The organism is Lutibacter agarilyticus (assembly GCF_900188235.1).
Lineage (GTDB): Bacteria > Bacteroidota > Bacteroidia > Flavobacteriales > Flavobacteriaceae > Lutibacter > Lutibacter agarilyticus.
Genome location: NZ_FZNT01000002.1, coordinates 221,615 through 243,172 on the forward strand (window position 1 = coordinate 221,615; position 21,558 = coordinate 243,172).

Below are 21,558 nucleotides of genomic sequence, written 5' to 3' on the forward strand. Positions count from 1 at the left end.
TTTTGTTTTTTCAACGTCTAAAAGTTTATAAAAAATTAACCAATGTTGAAAAAAAACCTTTTTTATACCTTTTTAGCCATCGCTTTTGTTTTAGTAGTAAACTGTGCTCCAAAAGAAACACCAACTTCCTCAATTTCAGGAACTATTGAAAATCTGGAGAAAAACTATGTAATCCTTTCAAAAGTTATAGATATCCAACAAAAAACAACAACCGTATTAGATACCATTTTAATTGATAAAAGTGGCAAATTTCAAATTAATAATCTTGAAACTCCTAACATTTACAACTTAACTTTTAACCATAAAAAAACTATTCAATTAGCTATTGACAACAACCAAACAGTTGAAATTAAAGGCACAAATTTAGACAGTTTAATTATTAGTGGATCAAAAGATACTGCGCTTTTATTGGCTTATGAGAACTTCAGAAAAGAATCGTTGAACCGTTTGGTTTATTCGGTTCGAAAAGAAATTTCAAACCATAAAAAGGAAAAAGCTTCCGAAGAAAAAATTGCAACATTAAGAAGCTTAGAAATTGAAAACTACAATAAACATTTAGTTGAATTAACTGTTTTTATTGAAGAAAAAATGGGAACATCTATTGCTATTTACCCAACTTCAATTCGGTGGAATGGCGAAAATTTAGCAGCGTACACTACAATTGTTTCAAATTTTAAAGCTACGCATCCTACTTCTGAAATCACTTCAAAATTAGAAAAACGGATAGCTCTGCTACAAAAAACAACCGTTGGAAGTATCGTTTCTAACATTAAAATGCCAACAAAAGAAGGAACTTTAATTGAACTTAATAACATAAAAGGAACTTACACCTTGATTGATTTTTGGGCTAGTTGGTGTCCACCTTGCAGATCTGAAAGTAAGATACTTTCTGAATTATACAATACATATAAATCGAAAGGTTTTGAAATTTATGGTATCTCTTTAGATGCTAAAAAACAACGTTGGTTAGATGCTTTAGAAAAAGACAACAGAGTATGGCCAAATGTTTCAACTGTTGAAGGTTTTAATACACCTGTTGCTATTGAGTATGGAATTACGGCGTTGCCAACCAATTTTATAATAGATGCTGAAGGAAAAATTGTAGCCTCAAATATGCACGGAGAACACTTAAAAAAGTTTGTTGAAGTTTTGTTTTAGAACAAAACCTGTTAGGCTTAAATCTCTTTTAATTCTTGGTCATTTATCCAGCCCACTTTACCATCGGCTATTTTTATTTTTTTCCAATTATCTAATTCGTCTAAAATAATCACTTTTGTGCCTTCGTGTAATTCAAAAACCTCTTCGCTTGAAGGTGTTGGTGCGTTCTTTATTTCTGCTTTTGTAGCAAAAATTATAGCCACTCTATTTTTTTGAACAGTTTCATAATTTTGAAATGCAAAAAACACACTTACAAGCATTACAAACACCGCAAAAATAGTGGTATTGAAGTACAATAATTTCTTTCTAGTTCCTCCTGAAAAATGATATAACAAAAATAAAAATGAAGCTAAAAATGAAGCTATAACTGCAATTAACGCCCACGTATCAAAAGGTAATTTTTGAATTACGTTTATTGAAAATCGTTGCAATACTGTTTTTGGTAATTCTTCAATAACATCAATCGTCATTCTTTTTGCAAAAGCTAAATTAAATGCGGCATCTTCATTTGCTGGATTTAACTTCAACGCTTTTTCATAATAAAAGATCGCCGGAGCTACTTTATTTAATTTATAGTAGGTGTTTCCTAAATTAAAATATAAATCGCTCGACTCTAATCCTTGTTCTTCAATAGCTAAATATACCCCTAATGCACGCTCGTAATTAGCTTCCTTATAAAATGTATTAGCTTCAGCAAATAACTTCTCTGGAGCCTGCGAAAAAGCACCTAAACTTAAAAACAACAACACTATTAAAACAACATGCTTCATCTTATAAATATTTGTCAATTTTAGTTATTACTTCTTTTGCTTTTTCTAATTCTTGCGTCATTTTTACATTGGTGGTTGGTGTGTATCGTGCAAAATCACAATCGTTTAACACCGCCATAAACTCTTCAATAGTTGAAAGTTCAACCCCTTTATTTTGTAAAATTTCAGTAATTTTTTCTTTTGAAATATCAGACGTTTCTACATGTAATTTCGCTTTTAAGAAATTGTGTAATGCTTTTTCTAAAGCTATGTAAAATGCTTCTTGATTTCCTAATTGTTTTTTAGCTTGGGATAAATATTTACGCGCCAATCTATCGGCCTTTCTAATTTTATTTCCAAATACGTCTCCTGCTCTTTTTGCTCGTCTTCTTCCAATAAAAATCCCAATTGGAATGGCTAAAAATGGCAATAACAGTAATAACCAAAATTGTTTTGAGTGTAAAAATTCCTTTTTTTGTTTTGTTTCAAACGTGCTTTTTAAAGCAATAAATCTAAAATTATTATCGTTGGCAACTACTTGCTGTTTTGTGATAAAACTTGAATCGGCATTTGTTGTTGGAATTTCTTTTCCTTCTAACACATCCACAATAATAGGATCAATGTTTACCGTTTTATATTGCTTTTCTTTTGGGTTGAAGTAAGAAAAACTAACTGCTGGTATTTTATATTTTCCTTTGTATTGTGGAACCACAGTGTAGGTGTCTGAAATACTTCCTCGTAAACCGCTTAAAGATGTTACTACTTTCTCTTTATGCTCTGGCGTATAAACTTCTAATTCAGCAGGGGTAGTTATTTTTGGGATTTCAAATAATTTTAAATTTCCACGTCCTGAAACTTCCACAACAATTTGAGCTGCATCGTTTGCTTTTAATTGATTTTTATTTGTTGCTACCTTAAAATCAAATTCTCCAACGGCACCTGTAAAGTCAATTGGTTTTCCTTCAATAGGTAAGGCTTGTACATTTACATTTCTTACCAAAGATTGTGCTGAATAACTAATATTTTTAGTAATCATATTCCCAAAAAAGTCACCTCTTCCTGTTGGAATACCTACGGAAAAGTCCATTTTCATAGGTTCAATAATCAGTTTTCCTTCTCTCTGCGGAATTAAAACTGCTTTTTTCAACACTATATACCGGTAACTTTCTCCATTATACGTACCTTTTTGAACGTTTATTTCTTTTACTTCAATATCTTGATTCCAAAAACCATTGTACTGTGGCGACTCACTTACACGCCAATCGTTTACGCTAATATTTTCGCTTACATACAGCTTATAAACCACATAAATACCTTCGCCAACATAAGGTTTCATATTAGAAACCTCAGCCACTAAATGAATGTTTTGCTGGGCAACATATTGCGGATTATTAGGATCTTTTGGAATTTCAACTTCTTTGGTAACGGTGATTTTAACTGGATTTGAGCTAATGGTTTTATCCTTATACTCAATCTTCGCAGATCCAATGGTAAATTCACCTACTTTTGTAGGTTCAACAATATAAACATACGATTGAGAATAGCTTGTTTTTCCATTGATCCAAGATTGATTAACGGAAGAACTTGGACCGCCAACAACTTTAAAATTAGCAAAAGATGGCGGTTTAAAATTATCGGCACCTTGCTTATTTACTGTAAACTGAATTTTAAATCGTTGATTAACGCCCAGCTTACTTTTACTCACAGAAGTCGTAAACTCAATTTGAGCAAACATTACTTGTGTTACAAACACTAAAATACTTAGTATGAAAAACTTTTTAAATTTCATTTTTAATTACCAGTCTTTTTCTTGTTTAATTTTTTTGCCTTGCGCTTTTTGTTCGTTTAATTTTTTCTGAGTTTTATTTTCCTCGTTATTCATGGCATCTAATAACTGTTTCATTTGCTCAGGCGATAGTTGGTTTGGCCTAGGTTTTTGATCTTTTTGATCTTCTTTTTTATCTTCCTGATTCTTTTGTTGATCACTTTTATCGTCTTCCTTATCCTCTCCTTTATCTTTATCTTTTTGATCTTCTTTCTTTTCGTCGTCTCCGCCTTCTTTATCTTTCTGATCTTTGTTTTTATCGTCTTTATTATCCTTGTTGTCTTTGTTATCTTTATTGTCCTTATTATCTTGATTTTGTTGTTCTAACAACTCTTGCGCCATTGCTAAATTATAGCGCGTTTCTTCGTCTTTTGAATTATTTCTTAAAGAATTCTTAAAGGCAGCAACAGCTTTATCATATTGTTTTTCCTTCATAAAAGAATTTCCCATATTATGATATGCTTCGGCTTTGCTCATTTTATCTGGCGCTGTTTTTTCTAAAATTTCAAATTGTGCAACCGCCTCTTTATTTCGGTCTTGTTGATAAATGGCATTTCCTAAATTATACGATGCTTTTGGATAATTTGGATTTTTTGACAACGCTTTTTTATAAGCAATTTCAGCATCTCCAAACTTTAACTGATTGTACAATTTGTTTCCTTCTCTTACATCTTCTCTTGCTTCACGTTCTAATTTTTCTTGATTTTTCTCTTGAGAAAAACCCATACAAGTAAAAAACAAAAACGCTATGAATAAACTATTTCTCATTCTTTTCAGTTTGATTAAATAAATTTAATTTTTGAACCCATTTTGTTTTCTTTTCTAATAACAAAACATCTATTACTAAAAACAATAGTGCAAAACCAATAAACCATTGAAATTGGTCTTTATAATCTGCAAATTGTTTGGTTTCGAACTCACTTTTTTCAGCTTTCACTAGCAAGTCTTCAACTATGTCAATTGTCTCTTGTGTTTTATTCCCGTTGATGTATTTTCCATTCCCTTCATCAGCGATGGTTTGCAACATTGAAGGATTCATTTTAGTTATTACAACTTCGCCTTTATTGTCCTTTTTATAAGAAATGACTGTTCCGTTTTCTTTGATTGGAATTGGACCTCCATTTTCAGTTCCAACACCAATGGTGTAAATTTTAATTCCTTGTTCAACGGCATCTTTCGCCAAACTTGTGGTACTTTCTTCGTGGTCTTCACCGTCTGAAACTATAAATAAAAACCTATTTGTTTGTTCATCATTATCAAAGTAAGTCATTCCTCTTCCAATAGCATCATTAATGGCTGTTCCTTGACTTGAAACCATATCAGGATCTGCATTTTGTAAAAACATTTTTGCAGCAGCGTGATCCGTTGTTATTGGTAATAATGGATATGAATTTCCGGCATAAATAATAATTCCAATTCTATCACTTCCTAATTTCTCAATAATTCGGGTAATAATTTGTTTTGATTTATCCAATCTGCTCGGCGCAATATCTTCGGCCAACATACTTTTTGAAACATCTAACGCAAATACAATATCAACTCCTTGACGTTTTACAGTTTCTAACTTTGTACCCATTTTTGGGTTTGTTAATGAAATAACTAAGAATGCCAATCCTACACAAATAACTATAATTTTTAAGAACGATTTAAACGTTGATTGTTCTGGACTTAATTTTTGAATTAACTCGCTATTTGCAAATTTTTTCTGTGTTCTTTTTTTCCACCAAAACACCAACAAAAACAGTACAAATACTACTGGAATAATTGCTGAGTAAATAAAATATGTTGGTTCTTCTATTTGATACATTTTTTTTGGTTTAAAGGTTTAAGGGTTAAAAAGTGTAATTGTTATCTGCTTATTTATGCTTTTCGTAAAGCATTTAACGTTCGATATATTTTACCTATTTCAATCCTTAATTTTTCAACTTCATTATATAAAACTTTTAAATATGGTGTTTCTTAATGCCACTTCAAGCAAAATAAATAAGCCTGCTAAAATAACTAGCATTCTATATCTTTCTTGATAATTGTAATATTTAAATTCTTCTATTTCTGTTTTTTCTAATTTGTTAATTTCTTCGTAAATAGCTTTCAGTTTGGTATTATCTGTTGCTCTAAAATATTTCCCTTCGGTTTCTTTGGCTATGTATTTCAATAAATCTTCGTCAATTTCAACTGGAGAACTTCTAAATAATAGCTTTCCTGTTTGGGGGTCTTTTGCATACGGAAAAGAAGCCGTTCCGTTGGTTCCTAGACCAATAGTGTATACTTTAATATCTAAACCAACTGCCAATTCAGTAGCTGTTTTTGGATCTACAAAACCGGTATTATTTACACCATCGGTTAATAAAATAATTACCTTACTTTTTGCTTTACTTTCTTTTAATCGGTTTACTGCAGAACCTAAACCCATTCCAATGGCAGTTCCACCATCAAGATCTCCCCATTTAATTTCAGAAATGGTATTCCTTACAATTCTTTTATCGCTTGTAATTGGTGTTTGCGTAAAACTTTCTCCTGCATATACCACAATTCCTATTCTATCATTTGGACGTTGATTTACAAACTCATTGGCTACTTTTTTCAATGCTTCCAATCGGTTTGGTTTTAAATCGCGTGCCAACATACTTGCCGAAACATCAATTGCCATTACAATATCAATTCCTTTATTTGTTTTTGTACGCGAACTTACCGATACGTTTCTTGGACGCGCCAACGCAACAATTAGTAACGACAAAGCAACCAACCTAAAAACATACAATAGCGGCTTTAATTTTGAAACTATTGAAGGTTTTGCTTGAAAACCTTTTGTACTTGCTATTGTTAATGCTGCACTGTTGGTATTACGTGTTAAAAAATACCAGATTGCTAATAACGGAATTAGCACTAGCAACCATAAAAAACCCGGATTTAAAAATTCAAAATTACTCCCCATCTTTTTCTTCTTCTTTTATAGGTTCTTCCTCTTTAACAGGCTTTAAACTCTGTAAAATTCGTTCTGAAATATTTCTATGCCCTCTAATTTCTTCTACAATTGGTTTCGATTTTGCAAACTTCACCAAATCGGCACTTTGTAATACTTCTTTTAACTCTGCAATGGTTTCTTTTGAAATGCCTAATTTACTAGATTCGTTAAAATCGTTGATAGTCTCAATTAACTCATTTGTGGTTGATTCTAATGCTGGAATTTTAATATCCTTTTCTATATATGTTCTTACAATATCTGTTAATTCCGAATAGTAAATTTTAACCTTATTTTGTTTCAACAACTCTTTTTCATCTAATTCTTTTAAACGTTGTAGCGCTTCCTGAATTGGTTCAACATATACAACTGGTGCAGCTTTTTTCACTTTCTTTCTAAAAACGAAGTATAAAATAACCGCGATAATTAAAAAGATTGGAATTAACCACCAAAATAAATGTTTGTAGTCATCAAAGGTTTTAGGTTCTCTTTGAATGGATTTAATAGGAAACATTTTTTGCTTTGTGGTATCTACTTTTACCGTAGTTACATTAATTAGCAAAGAATCTATTAAAAATGGTTTGTTGTTGATTAAAACGCTTTGCTTCGGAATTAAATATTTACCGCTGTCAAAACTTGTTAGTAAATAGCGTTTTTCGAATCTATTTTTTAAGGTATCAACTGGCAACATTTCAACAACCTCAACCTTCCCTAAACTATCTAAATTTAATTTTGGAAACATAATATCTCCGCTTGCTGCTACCGATATTTTATATTGAATTTGTTCTCCAATTTTAATATTGGTAGTGTCTACTTCCATTGAAACTGGGTTTTCTTGCGAAAAACCAACCCAACTAACAAAACATACTATATAAACTAGAAATTTCTTCATTGTTATTTTCTTCAATTCTTTCAAATTCATCATCTATCTTGCTCCTTTGTGTTTAAAATAGCCTAATAGTTTTTTCACATAACTTTCGTCAATTCGAGAACTTATGGTTCCTGACCCACTATGACTAAATGATTTTTCGAAATAATCAACTGATTGTAAATAATGCGCTTTATAGGCGTTTCTAACACTTTTTGAAGCGGTATTTACCAACATAGTTTTACCTGTTTCGGCATCTAACATAGGCACCATTCCTAAATTTGGAATAGCAGCGTCATGTTTATCAAATACTCTAATTCCGGTAACGTCATGTTTTCTACCTACTATTTTTAACGTATGCTCGTAGTGCGTATCCATAAAATCTGAAAGCACAAAAACAATGGCTTTCTTTTTCATTACTTGTGATAAAAACTTTAGCGCATTGTTGACACTTGTTTTTGAACTTTTTGGCTTGAACTCAATTAATTCTCTAATAATTCGAAGTACGTGGCTTTTTCCTTTTTTTGGTGGAATAAATAATTCTATTTCATCCGAAAACAATAACAAACCAACTTTATCATTATTTTGAGTTGCTGAAAATGCTAAAGTTGCTGCTATTTCGGTTATGGTATCTCGTTTAAATTGTTGTTGTGTCCCAAACATTTCTGAACCTGAAATATCAACCATTAACATCATTGTTAATTCTCGTTCTTCTTCAAAAACTTTTATATAAGGTTCATTATAACGTGCTGTTACATTCCAATCAATAGCTCTAACATCATCTCCATATTGGTATTGTCGTACTTCAGAAAAAGTCATACCTCGTCCTTTAAACGAACTGTGGTATTCGCCTGAAAAAATATGATCAGACAAACGACGTGTCTTAATCTCTATTTTACGAACTTTTTTTAGTATTTCTTTGGTATCCATTGTTTAAAGTTTACAGTATTCAATTGCAGTATTCAGTTGTTCAGTTTTTAAAAAACTGCCAACTGCGGCTATTCACTGTGAACTACTAAGGTACTTCTACTTGATTTACTATTTGATTGATAATGTCTTCTGAGGTTACATTTTCAGCTTCCGCTTCGTAGGTAATTCCAATACGGTGACGTAAAACATCATGCACAACTGCACGTACATCTTCAGGAATTACATATCCTCTTCGTTTTATAAATGCATAACATTTTGCTGCCATAGCTAAGTTTATACTTCCACGAGGAGATGATCCAAAGCTTATTAAACCTTTTAAATCTGGTAAGTTATATTTTTCAGGATAACGTGTTGCGAAAATAATATCTAAAATATATTTCTCAATTTTCTCATCCATATAAACTTCCTTAACAGCGCTTCTAGCTCTGTTAATTTGTTCTATAGAAGCTACCGCATTTACTGTTCCAAAACTTCCTGATAAATTAGCACGCATTATTAATTGCTCTTCTGCAATTTTTGGGTAATCAATCACTGTTTTCAGCATAAAACGGTCTACTTGCGCTTCTGGTAAAGGATATGTTCCTTCTTGCTCTACAGGGTTTTGAGTTGCCATTACTAAAAAAGGCTCGTCTAACTTAAAAGTAGTATCTCCAATAGTAATTTGGCGCTCTTGCATTGCTTCTAACAAAGCTGATTGTACTTTTGCTGGTGCACGGTTAATCTCATCAGCTAATACAAAGTTTGCGAAAATAGGCCCTTTTTTTATGGTGAAATCGTTGTCTTTTACACTGTAAATCATAGTTCCAACAACATCGGCTGGCAATAAATCGGGTGTAAATTGAATTCTGCTAAAATCACCTTGAACTGCTTTTGCCAAAGTGTTAATAGCTAGTGTTTTTGCTAATCCGGGAACCCCTTCTAACAAAATATGTCCGTTCCCTAATAAACCAATAAGCAAACGCTCAATCATGTGCTTTTGACCAACAATTACCTTGTTCATCTCCATCACCAATAAATCTACAAATGCGCTTTCTTTTTCAATCTTCTCATTGATAGCTTTAATATCTACCGAAACATTATTTTCAATCATTTTGTTTTTTTTTAACCGCGTGAATTTAATACACTTTTTTAGAGCATGCAAATAGCACAAATATTTTTTAAAACGTTGTTAAAAATTGGTTAAAAAATGAAGTAAATAGTGAGGTTTAGCAGGTTTTTAACACCAATTGCTTACCTTCAAAAACAGCGTAGGTAAAATAGCTTACCCAATCGCCTGTATTTATGTATTTTGAGTTGTTTGAGATTGAAATTTCTAGTGGTAAGTGTCGGTGTCCGAAAATAAAAAAATCGTAGTGTTTTTCGGTCAGTTTCTTTTTACAATACAACACAAGCCATTCATTTTCTTCACCCAAAAACTTTACATCGTCATCTCCTGAAATTAATTTATTTTTTACTGATAAATATTGTGCTAAAGAAAGCCCAATATCTGGATGTAACCAACGGTACAACCATTTTGAAAAAGGATTGGTAAACACTTTTTTCATGCGTTTATAACCTTTATCTCCCGGACCTAAACCATCTCCGTGACCTATTAAAAAAGTTTTATTGTTAAAGGTAAATTCTTTAGGGTGAAAATATACAGGAATATTTAACTCAGTTTCAAAATAATCACGCATCCATAAATCATGATTTCCTACAAAAAAATAAATTTGAATACCGCTATCTTTCAACTCGGCTAATTTTCCTAAAACCCGCACAAAACCCTTAGGTACTGCTTTTTTGTATTCAAACCAAAAATCGAAAAGATCGCCTAATAAAAAAAGAATTTCGGCATCTTGTTTAATTTCGTTTAACCAGTTAACGAATTTTTGCTCTCGAATTTTACTTTTTTCAACAGTAGGCGCACCAAAATGTTGATCGGATGCGAAATATATTTTCTTTTTAATTTCCAAAGTATAATGGATTCTTTAGGCTTCTTTAAGCAAAACTACTCTTTATTTTTTTCGTTTTCTAATTCTAACACTTTTAAAACCATATTATCATTGGTTAGAGTAATCATAAAAAAACCTGTATCATCAAATAAATTACGAGCTATAAATGCATTTAAATAGCGCTTTAAATTTTCTTTTTCATTTGGAGACATTGGAACATTTAAATCTAATTGATTTACATACTTATTAAAAACCTTGTTATCAGTATCAAAATTTTGAACAAAATCTTTTAACTTCCAAGTTTGCATTTTTTCTCTATTGCTATCAATGTATTTAAATGTAAAATCGTTTAACCCACCATGCAATTTATTACTATATGTGTTTAACGTATCAATTGGTACAAAAACATCAGGAATAATACCTCCACCACCGTATACAATTTTACCTTTTGGCGTTGTGTATTTTAATGAATCGTTTACTTTTATGCTGTCTCTTGAAATTAATTCTCCGTTATGAATTCTTTCAACATAATCATTTCCGTAAGCATTTGGAGTTTCGTTGCTGTATGGTTTTTGAATAGATCTTCCTGTTGGAGTATAATAGCGAGATGTTGTTAAACGCACCGCAGAACCATCACCTAAATCCATTTCTTGTTGCACTAATCCTTTCCCAAACGAACGACGACCAACAATGGTTCCTTTATCATTATCTTGAAGTGCACCTGCCACAATTTCACTTGCTGAAGCTGAATTTTGATCAATTAAAACATATACATTTCCATCTTCAAAACTTCCACGTTGTGTTGCAAAAGATCTATCAACTTGACCTCTCTTATTTTTAGTGAAAACAATTAATTTTCCATCTTCTAAAAATTCATCAACAATACTGTTTGCGATATCCATAAAACCTCCAGGGTTCCCTCTTAAATCAAGCACCAAAGAAGTCATTCCTTTAGAAATAAGTTCTTCTAAACCTTCTTTAAACTCGTTGTAAGTAGTTCTTGCAAATCGCTCTACTTTAATATAACCTAATGAAGAATTGATCATAAAATGAGCTGAAACACTTTTTAAAGGAACTTCACCACGAACAATAGGGAATTGAATTACCTCATCATTGGTACGACGATAAACCGACACATTTACATTTGTTTCGGGCTCTCCTTTTAATGATTTTAAAATAGCTGCACTAATTTTCCTATCGGCTAGAATGGTTCCTTCTTCATTCTCAAGTACACCTGCTTTTTTTAATAATTTTTTTCCGAAGAGCGTATCGTTATCTGCTGAAAGAATTCGATCTCCTGCTTTAATTCCTGCTTTTTCACTAGGACCACCTTCAATTACACTATTAACGGCAATTGAATCTTGATACATTAAAAACGAAACACCAATACCTACAAATTTACCTTGCATATTTTCGGTAACTTGTTGTAAATCTTCTTTTGGAATATATACAGAATGTGGATCTAATTTTACCAGCATATTTGTAATAGCTCCGTCTAATAACTCATCGGTATCAACTTCATCAACATAATCGTAATTAATATAATTGATTAGTCTTTTAATTTTAGCTTCTTTATTATTAGAGCTAAATAAAACCGATTTATTATTAAAATTTAAATTACTTCCAATAAAAACTCCTAAAGCTACTGCTACACCTATAAAAAATGGAAAATATACTGTTGCTTTTTTCATTATAAATTTTTCAAATAAGTTAACTCTACACCCGCTTTTTTCAAAAAGTCAATTCCTGTAGTATCTTTATATTCATTGGCATAAACAACTCGTTTTATTCCTGATTGATGAATTAGCTTGCTACACTCTTTACAAGGCGATAGTGTAATATATAAGGTTGCTCCTTTACAAGATTGTGTGGAAGCTGCTACTTTTAAAATTGCATTTGCTTCTGCATGTAAAACATACCATTTTGTATAGTTTTCATCATCTTCACAGCAGTTTTCAAAACCCGATGGAGTTCCATTATAACCATCAGAAATAATCATTCGGTCTTTTACAATTAAGGCTCCCACTTGTTTCCTATCGCAATACGATAATTTTGCCCACTCTAACGCCATTCTCATATAGGCTGTATCGTACTTTAATTGTTTTTTCTTTTTCATTTTTTTGATATTGCTACGAAAATAGTAAGATTCTTATAATTACACCGTTAAAAATTTACCAAATCCAGTTATTAATTAACATTGGAATAGTTACACCAATTACTATTGAAGAAATAATTAGTATCCAATCGCGCTTTGAAAAACGAAATATTGTTTGAAAAATAAATCCTAAAAGTAAGATTAAAATTACAATAACTACCTGAGCTAATTCAACCCCTAAAGCAAACTCTAACAGTGGAATTAATTTTGTGGTTGAAGAACCAATTAACATTTTAAAGTACCCTGAAAATCCTAAACCATGAATCAACCCAAAAAATAATGCAAAAAATAAATTGGTATTTGTTTTGGTATCTTTTGACGCTGTTTTAGCATAAAAAATATTCACCAATGCTGTTACAAATATGGTTAATGGAATTAAAAATTCTATCCAAACTTTACTAACTGAAACTACATTATACGCTGCTAGCACTAAAGAAATAGTATGGCCAATTGTAAAGAGTGTAATTAGCCAAAATATTTTCTTCCAGTTTTTAAAATCATATACTACAGTTAGGGCAATTAAAAAAAGTACGTGATCATATGCTCTCCAGTCTAAAACGTGAAAAAAGCCTTCTTTTACAAAAAAGATTAAATTATCCATGGGGGTTTAAATTAAGTTGCTCAAATATAGAAAATGTTAGTTATTCAAGGATTACTGAAACCAATTATTTACAATAGCTAGCTCAATTGGCTTTGCAGTTTTATGTATAAATTCGTTTTTAGCAGCAGCATACTCGTAATCCTTTCCCCATTCTTCATAATTTTCTGCAACTTGTTTTATGCTTTCGCAAACATATAAAACTTCTTCATTAGTAATTGTTGGGTGAATAGACATACGAATCCAACCTGGGCGCTCGGTTAAGCAACCTTCAACAATTTGTTTTTCTATATCTTTTGAAGTTTTTTGATCTACGTGCAATAAAAAATGTCCGTAAGTTCCAGCACAAGAACAACCTCCACGTGTTTGCACCCCAAAACGATCATTCAACAATTTCACAATTAAATTGTAGTGTACTTTTTCAATAAAAAAAGAAAAAATTCCTAAACGATCTTTGTGCTGTTCGGCTAAGATTTTAAGGTTTGGTATGTGCTGTAATTTTTCAAAAACAATTTCATTAATCTCGTGCTCTCTATCCAATATATTTTGAACACCCATTTTATCTTTTAACTGAATAGCCAACGCAATTTTAATACTTTGTAAAAATCCGGGTGTACCGCCATCTTCACGTGTTTCAATATCATCAATATAATCGTGATCTCCCCAAGGGTTTGTGTAATTTACAGTACCACCTCCTGGGTTGTCAGGTATCATATTCTTATACAATTTTTTATTAAATACAAGCACTCCTGAAGTACCTGGCCCACCTAAAAATTTATGCGGAGAAAAGAAAACAGCATCTAAATAAGCCGTTTCATCTTCAGGATGCATATTTATATCAACATACGGTGCTGAACACGCAAAATCAACAAAACAAAGTCCGCCATATTCGTGAATAATTTTAGCAATTTGATGATAATCAGTTCTAATTCCTGTTACATTTGAACACGATGTTACTGAAGCAATTTTAATAGGACGCTCTTTGTGTTCTTCTAGTAATTTTTTAAAACTTTCAAAACAAATTAAACCAGACTCTTCACAAGGAATTATAGCTACATCGGCAATAGTTTCTAACCAAGAAGTTTGGTTAGAGTGATGTTCCATGTGCGAAATAAAAACAATTGGTTTTAATTCTTTTGGCACATTTGTAAATTCCTTTAAATTTTCAGCAACCTTTAAACCTAAAATACGTTGAAACTTATTTACAACGCCTGTCATTCCTGTTCCGTCAGTTATCAAAACATCATCAGCACCTGCATTTACATGTGCTTTAATAATGCTTCTAGCTTTGTGGTAAGCCATTGTCATTGCAGAGCCTGTAATAGAAGTTTCGGTATGAGTATTTGCAACAAAAGGACCAAAATCATTCAGCAATTTTTCTTCAATAGGTCTGTATAATCTTCCACTTGCGGTCCAATCGGTATAAATAATATCTTTTGTTCCACAAGGAGATTCAAAAGAAGCATTAACACCTACAATGTTTTTTCTGAACTGCTGAAAGTAGTTTTCTAAATCTGATTTATTTTCTAAAATACTCATTACAATTAATCAATTTATTTAAAGTTTGAAATACCCTCTTTTAACCATTCATGGTATTCATCAACATTAGGAGTATAAGCCGCTGGTTCATTTAAATTTTCTTCATTTAAATCCATTAACACATAAAACGGTTGTGCGTTTGCGCCAAATTTTAAGGTTTGTAATTCGCTCCACTTTTGACCAATATATTTTAACTTTTTCCCCGGACGCAATTTTGAATCTATCACTTCATTATTTGGCAATGGTCTTTTATCATCAACATATAAAGAAATTAACACTACTTCATTTCTTAAAATTGGTAAAATTTTATCTTTTGCCCACACGTTTTGTTCCATTTTTCTACAATTTACACAAGCGTGCCCCGTAAAATCGAGCATAATAGGTTTGTTTACTTTTTTGGCATACGCAACACCTAAATCGTAATCGTTAAAAGCTAAAATATTATGCGGTGGCATTAAATGCGCACCTTCAGGAATTTCAGCATGCGCATCTCCAATTTCTAAACCATCACTTAATTTTGTAAATCCAACACCGTAAGGCGATTCACTGTAATGTTGCGCTGGCGGAAATGCACTTATTAAATTTAATGGCGCCCCCCAAAGTCCAGGTAACATATACAATGTAAATGTTAAGGACAACAATCCTAAACTTAATCTTCCTACGGAAATATGTGTTAATGGAGAATCATGTGGCAATTGTATTTTTCCGAAGAGATACAGCGCCAAAACTCCAAAAATAGCAATCCAAATAGCAATAAACACTTCGCGTTCTAACCAATGTAATTGCAGCACCAAATCGGCGTTTGATAAAAATTTAAATGCCAGGGCTAATTCTAAAAATCCTAAAACTACTTTTACTGTATTTAACCATCCACCAGATTTTGGTAACGAATTTAACCATCCTGGGAATGCCGCAAATAATGCAAATGGAATTGCCAAGGCTAATGAAAACCCTAACATTCCAATAATTGGTCCTACCTGATTTCCACCGGCAGCAGCTTCAACCAATAAAGTACCAACAATTGGCCCTGTACACGAAAATGAAACAATTGCTAAAGCTAATGCCATAAAGAAGATTCCAATCATTCCACCTCTATCAGCTTGCGCATCAACTTTGGTTCCCCAAGAGCTTGGTAATGTAATTTCGAAAGCACCTAAGAATGAAACTGCAAAAACAATTAACAATAAAAAGAATACTACATTAAACCAAACATTTGTTGATAGCGCATTTAACGCATCAGCACCAAAAATTGCACTTACTAAAGACCCTAACAACACGTAAATAATAACAATTGATAAGCCGTAAATAATTGCATTTTTAATACCTTGAGCCTTGCTCTTACTTTGTTTTGTGAAAAAGCTAACAGTCATAGGAATCATAGGGAAAACGCACGGTGTTAACAATGCTGCAAACCCTGAAAAAAAGGCGATGATAAAAATCCCCAACAAACTTCTGTCTGAAGATTTCTTTTTTTCTTGTTTTACAACTGTATCGGTTTTTGCCTTATTATCGCTCGTTATAATTCCATTTTTTGAAATTGAAAACTCTAAATCAATAAAAGTTGGTGGTAAACAGTTGGAATCGTCGCACACCATAAATTCAACTTCACCTACAATTAAAGCACCTTCAGCATTCAATAATTTTATACGTTGTTTAAAAGTAGCACTGTTTTCAAAATATTTAATTTTCATATTAAAAACAGAATCGTCAACTGTATGCCCTTCTTCTTCGGAAGTTTCTCCTATTAACTCAAAATCTTCTGAAGCTGTAAACGCAAAAGATGTTGCAATTGGACCATCTTCAGGTACATTTTGAGAGTACAAATGCCAGTTGGATTCTATGCTTGCATTTATGAGTAAATTATATTCGGTATCTGAAATTTTTTCAGTTGAAGTTGACCATTTTACAGGTTCATGAATTTGTGCAGTACTTACCGTACTAATAACTACACTAAATAGCAGTAAAAATAAATTTTTCATAAAACTTATGTACATTTTGAAAGTTGTCAAAATTAATCAATAATAGTCAATCAGTCGTAATTTAATTCAAATACCCTCACTTGCGTTTTGTTAAAATTTTCACAATTAAGCCTTACTAACAATTAAATTACAACCAGCAAATGAACATAAATGGTGCGCCATTCACAATAACTATTTTATAAAATAGGGTTTTACCTTACAAAATTTAGGCTGTTTCCATAAACATTGCACCCTGCACTAAAATAAGCTTATTAGCGTTTTTTTATAATCGTATTTCGTAATATATTTGAAGTATCTATAGGAATAATTATAACCCCAAAGACTTCTTTATAGTAAAAAAAGGATTCATTTTAAATGAATCCTTTTTCTTTTGCTTTCAATATTAATTCTCTATCATCATTCTCTTTAACTTCAAAAAGAACTTTTAACTGTTTTTTCCTTTTTTCGAGCCCTGTCATAGACATTGGAATAATTGAAGGAAGATCTTTCATTTTTGTTCCAATTGACATTTCATATAGCAATTGGCGATCAATTTTATCTAATTTATAATCGCTTGAAGATTGTTTTCTAAACAATTCTAAAACAGATTTACTATAATAAGGAGTATCAGCTAAAATTGATTTTATAGAGGTAACTAACTCGTTTTTATTTACATCATTTTTAATTAAAAAACCATCAGGATTTACATTTTTTAAAATGACTTGAATACGGTAATTATCGTTGAATGTTGTGGCAATAATAATTTTGCATGTTGGTAAAACTTGCCTAATTTTCACACCAATATCTTCACCCGACAAAAATTTACCATCAGACGAAGGAGGTAAGGATATATCTAAAAATACAATATCTATACCGTTTGTTTTAGCAGCTTTATTAATTTCTTCAATTGCATCATCGCAATTATTTACAATTGAAATATCAAACTCAACATCTATATTTTCTGAGCTTATAAAATCAAAGGCACTTTTATAAGCATCAGCTATGATTGGGTGATCATCAACTATTAATACATTATAAATTTTACTCATAATTAGGTTTTTGTAATGGAGACGAAACAAATATAGTAGTTCCTTTGGTAATTTTAGAATTTATCTTAAAAATTCCATTAATATTATTTGTTCGTGACACCATATTTTTTAGCCCAATTCCTTTTCGCTTATTTTTCAGGTTAAAACCTCGTCCGTTATCAGTAATTTTCAGGTTGATATTACTCTCTTCTAATTCAATACTTATTGTTATTTGTGTTGCATTGGCATATTTAATAATATTTTGCAATGCCTCTTGAATAATTCTGTAGTAATTAATTTTTATCTCATCACTAATATCATCCCAATGTATATTGCTGTCGAAGTTGGACGTATATTTAAACTCCCCTAAACTACTTTTCTGTTGAATTAATTCTTCAATAATGGTAAAGAAATCTTCTTTTGAGGATAAAATTTCATTTTTAAGTTCATGTGAAATGGTTCTAATTTCTTTTTCAATATTTTGAAGTTCATCAATATACGACTGATGTTTTTCAATAGTTCCATCGTCTCCTTTTATATCTAAAAAACCTAAACCTAAACGGGTTCCAAATATTTTACCCAACACACCATCATGCAAATCTGCAGAAATCCGATGCCGCTCTTTCATTCGCCCTTCTTCTAATTTAGATTGCTGTTTTAGCATTAAAGAGAAAATCTCTTGATTGGTTTTTTGCTGTTCTTTTTCAAAAACCAACTCTTTATTTTTTGCTGTTTGAACTCTTAAAAAATAAGCAAACGAAAGTATTGCAATTACAAAAACAGCACCAATTGAAATTAAAATACGCTCTTCGGATAACTTTTCAGTTTCCTCAATATATTCATCTGTTTCAAATTTAATTCGTGTAAACTTATTTCTTGTTTTTCTTTCCTCAATTTGAAGGCTGTCATTTAAATGTACATATTCCGCTAAATAAATATTGGCCTCTTGTTTGTTAACCTTTGAAAGTAATAATAAGGTTTCTAATTTATCACGATTGTTATCTACCTGTTCAGCTAAATCATAAGCTTCAGTTGCTAATTCAACCGCTTTTACAGTATCAAATTTAGCCGCATAAAACTCAGATAAATGACGATTACTAATTACAACACCTGAAATATTTTTAAGGCTATCTCTAATATTTAATGCATATTTAAATTCATTTTCAACATTAGCTGTATCTGCATTTAAAAACTTGGTATAAGCTATATTGTCTTTTAAACGCGCATAAAAGTTTAGATCACGCACCTTTAAGTCACTATTATTTAAGGCTTTTTCAAAACTTTCAATAGCCGATTCATAATTGCGTTGTTTTTGATATACCAAGCCAATATTGCTTAAACTCCCTTCCTTATAATTCCTCTTATTTTCGACCTTTTCTAAATACTCTAATGCCTTGTTATGGTAATAAATAGACCGATCATATTCATCCAAATTATTATAAACAATCCCTAAATAATTATAACATCTGTATAAATTCAAATTTCGATCTAGCTTTTTATAAATAGCAATAGCTTCAATCATAGAGATTTCACTCCCAGTATAATCTTTAATCCGTCCTTGAATAAAGCCCAAGTTATACAACATGTTCGCTGTGTATAATTCATGATGTACCGATTTGAAACTTTCATAAGCTTTATGAAAATGGTAATAGGCACTATCAATCACTTCCTTTTCTTGATAATACATTCCATAACTCCAATGCGCATCGCCTGTTTTAAATGTATCTTGAAGCTTGACCGCCAAGTTGAGATTCTCTAAATTTACTTTTTTAAATAAAGGGTCGTTATTTAACAATTCAGCTTCTATCGCTATTTCTGAAAAGTAATGGCTTCTTAAAGAATCAGATGTTTTTGATTGCGCAGCTTCAAAAGCCTTTTCCAAGGCTTTTTTACGCTCTTCTAAGGTTAACTTCCTGCTTTTTGATTGGGCTAACCAAATTTCAGTACTGTCTTTTTTTGAAATAACTTTATTCTTTTCTTCCACAACTTTAGTACAACCTAAAATAACTAGGAATCCTAATATGACATAAAAAAATTTAGAAGCTGGAACTATTTTCAAAATGGTTATTTTTACAAAACAAAACTACTAAAAAAAGCCTTACACACATGTGAAAGGCTTTTTAGTTTAATAAAGTATGTATTATCTAATTTATTCTCTAGATCTAATTAGGTCAGCAGTACTTTCTTCTCCTGTTGCTTGTACGTTTTCAACTGAGTACAATTCATCGTCTTCAGCAGTTGAAGTAGCAGAACAAGAAGTTAATAAAGTTGCGAATAAAAAGAATGCGAAGATAAATTTGAATGTTTTCATAATAGTTAGGGTTGTAAAATTATACAATATGTTTTTTAATTTGTTAAATCGTTTCTAAAATTTAAACTGCTAAATTTTTTTAGTTTTTTTGCTAAAAATTGTTGCTTTGTTGTTTAAATCTGAAGCTAAATTAGGACATATTTTTAGGTGTAACTACCTATTATTACATTCTTTAGTAAAAGCATACTGTTTATAAGTAAAACCTTACTATTTGAAAGGAAGATTAATTTAAAGATTGGTAAGAATACTCAGAAAGTGCTTTATTCATACTTTCAATATTACCTATATAAGTTTTGGTAAAAGGTACTTCGTAATCATTTCTTTTTATAGTACATGTAAATTTACCATATTGTATTCTAGAAACAAAATTTTTGTTAATAATATAACTTTTATGAATTCTATGGAAATTATTTGGAAGTATCTCTTCAAAAGTTTTAAGTGTTTTAAAAGCACTAATAATATTTCCGTCGTTCATATAAAAGTCGGTTGTATTATTATCAGCTTTCAAAAATAGTATTTCATCTGTTTTTAAGTATTGATAATCTTTGTATGATTTTAAACAGATATTTTTTCGTGATTGGGCTGGAATTTTCTTCAGCACTTTTAAAACTGACTTTCTTATTTCTAATTCAGGCAAAGGACTTAATAAGAAATCAAAAAAACCATTCTTTATCACATCATACACCAAATCTTTAGATGCTGAAATGGCAATAAAAACTGGAAAGTCATCATTAAACAAATTTAACTCTTGCGCAAATTTGAAAGAATTTTCAATTACATTGTCAATATTAAAAAAAACTAAATCGGGAGTTTCTTTTAAAATAATGTTCATGGCTTCATCGTAATCACTAGAAACGCCAATGCAGTTAAATTCATAGTAGTCTTCCAAAACATTTTTAATGCTTTGAACAGAATCTTGGTCGGTATCAATTATAAAATAGTTTCGCATAATAGTTGGAGGGGACAAATATAGTTTTTTCAAAAATACTAAAGTTTCATCAAAAAACTGTGTGGTTTATCCTTCCTTTTTTTACGGGTAAACCCACCAAAAACAAGCATATAATGAGTAATTTTACTACTATTCTTTAAAAGAAATTATATTTTCTATACTATTTCATTAAAATCTTGAGAATTAAACAGTTAAATTATTTTACTTACTAATTACACAAGTACAGTTAATTAAATTATGAAAAAAGAAAATTCTAAATACAATAAAGCAACTAAGAAAATGAATAATGAAACCCCTAATAGTACTTCTTTGAATTTAAATAATTCAGAAAGTACTCCAAAGCCACAAAACAACTACCCAAGCGATATCCAAAGTTTGTTTGAGCGTTTAGGTCTTATATAATGTTTATCTCCTCTTTTTTAAATTTTTTAAAAAGCTGACAATAATACAATTATTAGCTTTAAACCTATACTTTAAGTGGGAAGTACTAATACTCACATTTTTTTAAACCAACTCTTTAAAACCGCCTTACATCTAAATAATAAGGGAGTTTATGATTTTTTTTAATAAAAGTATCATTACAACATTAAAAAAATA

Annotated in this window: 20 protein-coding genes; 2 read left to right on the plus strand and 18 right to left on the minus strand. The window is 31.0% G+C overall.

Features of this window, described 5'->3' with window-relative positions:
- Positions 1–42 precede the first annotated feature (42 nt).
- A complete protein-coding gene (locus tag CHB67_RS03695; RefSeq protein WP_089380400.1) occupies positions 43–1,158 on the plus strand; it encodes a TlpA family protein disulfide reductase in 1,116 nt (371 codons plus the stop codon).
- A 17-nt stretch (positions 1,159–1,175) separates the two neighbouring features.
- Here the strand turns inward: CHB67_RS03695 and CHB67_RS03700 are convergent, their stop codons facing one another.
- The 18 genes from CHB67_RS03700 to CHB67_RS03780 all read right to left on the minus strand — a co-directional run bounded on the left by CHB67_RS03700 (position 1,176) and on the right by CHB67_RS03780 (position 20,994).
- On the minus strand, positions 1,176–1,928 hold the full coding sequence (locus CHB67_RS03700) for a tetratricopeptide repeat protein (RefSeq protein ID WP_089380401.1): 753 nt from the start codon (positions 1,926–1,928) through the stop codon (positions 1,176–1,178).
- Position 1,929: 1 nt separating this feature from the next.
- Positions 1,930–3,696, minus strand: a complete 1,767-nt coding sequence (locus tag CHB67_RS03705) for a BatD family protein (RefSeq protein WP_089380402.1) — start codon at positions 3,694–3,696, stop codon at positions 1,930–1,932.
- 6 nt (positions 3,697–3,702) lie between these two features.
- The gene (locus tag CHB67_RS03710; protein WP_089380403.1) at positions 3,703–4,500 is read right to left on the minus strand and encodes a tetratricopeptide repeat protein; all 798 of its coding nucleotides are present in this window, start codon (positions 4,498–4,500) and stop codon (positions 3,703–3,705) included.
- Complete coding sequence (locus CHB67_RS03715; protein WP_089380404.1) at positions 4,490–5,539, minus strand: VWA domain-containing protein; 1,050 nt, start codon at positions 5,537–5,539, stop codon at positions 4,490–4,492. The genes CHB67_RS03710 and CHB67_RS03715 overlap by 11 nt, the downstream gene beginning before the upstream one ends.
- A 123-nt stretch (positions 5,540–5,662) precedes the next feature.
- Positions 5,663–6,667: a vWA domain-containing protein gene (locus CHB67_RS03720; RefSeq protein WP_089380405.1), complete on the minus strand. Its 1,005-nt coding sequence runs from the start codon at positions 6,665–6,667 to the stop codon at positions 5,663–5,665.
- Positions 6,657–7,586, minus strand: a complete 930-nt coding sequence (locus CHB67_RS03725; protein ID WP_089380667.1) for a hypothetical protein — start codon at positions 7,584–7,586, stop codon at positions 6,657–6,659. Before CHB67_RS03725 ends, CHB67_RS03720 begins: the two co-directional genes overlap by 11 nt.
- Positions 7,587–7,619: 33 nt before the next feature.
- Positions 7,620–8,492, minus strand: coding sequence for a DUF58 domain-containing protein (locus CHB67_RS03730; RefSeq protein WP_089380406.1), 873 nt, complete (start codon positions 8,490–8,492; stop codon positions 7,620–7,622).
- An 85-nt stretch (positions 8,493–8,577) separates the two neighbouring features.
- The gene (locus tag CHB67_RS03735; protein ID WP_089380407.1) at positions 8,578–9,582 is read right to left on the minus strand and encodes an AAA family ATPase; all 1,005 of its coding nucleotides are present in this window, start codon (positions 9,580–9,582) and stop codon (positions 8,578–8,580) included.
- 115 nt (positions 9,583–9,697) lie between these two features.
- A complete protein-coding gene (locus CHB67_RS03740) occupies positions 9,698–10,444 on the minus strand; it encodes a UDP-2,3-diacylglucosamine diphosphatase (RefSeq protein ID WP_089380408.1) in 747 nt (248 codons plus the stop codon).
- A 35-nt stretch (positions 10,445–10,479) separates the two neighbouring features.
- Positions 10,480–12,114: a S41 family peptidase gene (locus CHB67_RS03745; protein ID WP_089380409.1), complete on the minus strand. Its 1,635-nt coding sequence runs from the start codon at positions 12,112–12,114 to the stop codon at positions 10,480–10,482.
- Entirely contained in the window at positions 12,114–12,539 is a 426-nt protein-coding gene (locus CHB67_RS03750) for a deoxycytidylate deaminase (RefSeq protein WP_089380410.1), read from the minus strand. The genes CHB67_RS03745 and CHB67_RS03750 overlap by 1 nt, the downstream gene beginning before the upstream one ends.
- A 55-nt stretch (positions 12,540–12,594) precedes the next feature.
- Positions 12,595–13,179 (minus strand): HupE/UreJ family protein, encoded by a 585-nt coding sequence (locus CHB67_RS03755; protein ID WP_089380411.1) that lies wholly within the window; start codon positions 13,177–13,179, stop codon positions 12,595–12,597.
- A gap of 51 nt (positions 13,180–13,230) precedes the next feature.
- Positions 13,231–14,715 (minus strand): aminotransferase class V-fold PLP-dependent enzyme, encoded by a 1,485-nt coding sequence (locus tag CHB67_RS03760; protein ID WP_089380412.1) that lies wholly within the window; start codon positions 14,713–14,715, stop codon positions 13,231–13,233.
- Between the two features lie 14 nt (positions 14,716–14,729).
- Complete coding sequence (locus CHB67_RS03765; protein ID WP_089380413.1) at positions 14,730–16,694, minus strand: protein-disulfide reductase DsbD family protein; 1,965 nt, start codon at positions 16,692–16,694, stop codon at positions 14,730–14,732.
- 350 nt (positions 16,695–17,044) lie between these two features.
- Positions 17,045–17,722, minus strand: coding sequence for a response regulator (locus tag CHB67_RS03770; protein ID WP_089380414.1), 678 nt, complete (start codon positions 17,720–17,722; stop codon positions 17,045–17,047).
- The gene (locus CHB67_RS03775; RefSeq protein WP_089380415.1) at positions 17,715–19,760 is read right to left on the minus strand and encodes a tetratricopeptide repeat-containing sensor histidine kinase; all 2,046 of its coding nucleotides are present in this window, start codon (positions 19,758–19,760) and stop codon (positions 17,715–17,717) included. Before CHB67_RS03775 ends, CHB67_RS03770 begins: the two co-directional genes overlap by 8 nt.
- A gap of 90 nt (positions 19,761–19,850) precedes the next feature.
- Complete coding sequence (locus CHB67_RS17145; protein ID WP_176461204.1) at positions 19,851–20,012, minus strand: hypothetical protein; 162 nt, start codon at positions 20,010–20,012, stop codon at positions 19,851–19,853.
- A gap of 223 nt (positions 20,013–20,235) precedes the next feature.
- Positions 20,236–20,994, minus strand: a complete 759-nt coding sequence (locus CHB67_RS03780; RefSeq protein WP_245813416.1) for a LytR/AlgR family response regulator transcription factor — start codon at positions 20,992–20,994, stop codon at positions 20,236–20,238.
- Positions 20,995–21,198: 204 nt separating this feature from the next.
- Between CHB67_RS03780 and CHB67_RS17150 the strand changes: the two genes are divergently transcribed.
- Entirely contained in the window at positions 21,199–21,363 is a 165-nt protein-coding gene (locus CHB67_RS17150; RefSeq protein WP_176461205.1) for a hypothetical protein, read from the plus strand.
- Positions 21,364–21,558 lie beyond the last annotated feature (195 nt).

Bases quoted from the DNA above. Each gene is read 5' to 3' on its own strand.
- CHB67_RS03725 (WP_089380667.1), bottom strand. From the start codon at position 7,586: ATGAAGAAATTTCTAGTTTATATAGTATGTTTTGTTAGTTGGGTTGGT.
- CHB67_RS03695 (WP_089380400.1), top strand. From the start codon at position 43: ATGTTGAAAAAAAACCTTTTTTATACCTTTTTAGCCATCGCTTTTGTT.
- CHB67_RS17145 (WP_176461204.1), bottom strand. From the start codon at position 20,012: ATGAAAACATTCAAATTTATCTTCGCATTCTTTTTATTCGCAACTTTA.
- CHB67_RS17150 (WP_176461205.1), top strand. From the start codon at position 21,199: ATGAAAAAAGAAAATTCTAAATACAATAAAGCAACTAAGAAAATGAAT.
- CHB67_RS03720 (WP_089380405.1), bottom strand. From the start codon at position 6,667: ATGGGGAGTAATTTTGAATTTTTAAATCCGGGTTTTTTATGGTTGCTA.
- CHB67_RS03745 (WP_089380409.1), bottom strand. From the start codon at position 12,114: ATGAAAAAAGCAACAGTATATTTTCCATTTTTTATAGGTGTAGCAGTA.
- CHB67_RS03770 (WP_089380414.1), bottom strand. From the start codon at position 17,722: ATGAGTAAAATTTATAATGTATTAATAGTTGATGATCACCCAATCATA.
- CHB67_RS03735 (WP_089380407.1), bottom strand. From the start codon at position 9,582: ATGATTGAAAATAATGTTTCGGTAGATATTAAAGCTATCAATGAGAAG.
- CHB67_RS03710 (WP_089380403.1), bottom strand. From the start codon at position 4,500: ATGAGAAATAGTTTATTCATAGCGTTTTTGTTTTTTACTTGTATGGGT.
- CHB67_RS03705 (WP_089380402.1), bottom strand. From the start codon at position 3,696: ATGAAATTTAAAAAGTTTTTCATACTAAGTATTTTAGTGTTTGTAACA.
- CHB67_RS03755 (WP_089380411.1), bottom strand. From the start codon at position 13,179: ATGGATAATTTAATCTTTTTTGTAAAAGAAGGCTTTTTTCACGTTTTA.
- CHB67_RS03760 (WP_089380412.1), bottom strand. From the start codon at position 14,715: ATGAGTATTTTAGAAAATAAATCAGATTTAGAAAACTACTTTCAGCAG.
- CHB67_RS03715 (WP_089380404.1), bottom strand. From the start codon at position 5,539: ATGTATCAAATAGAAGAACCAACATATTTTATTTACTCAGCAATTATT.
- CHB67_RS03700 (WP_089380401.1), bottom strand. From the start codon at position 1,928: ATGAAGCATGTTGTTTTAATAGTGTTGTTGTTTTTAAGTTTAGGTGCT.
- CHB67_RS03750 (WP_089380410.1), bottom strand. From the start codon at position 12,539: ATGAAAAAGAAAAAACAATTAAAGTACGATACAGCCTATATGAGAATG.
- CHB67_RS03730 (WP_089380406.1), bottom strand. From the start codon at position 8,492: ATGGATACCAAAGAAATACTAAAAAAAGTTCGTAAAATAGAGATTAAG.
- CHB67_RS03765 (WP_089380413.1), bottom strand. From the start codon at position 16,694: ATGAAAAATTTATTTTTACTGCTATTTAGTGTAGTTATTAGTACGGTA.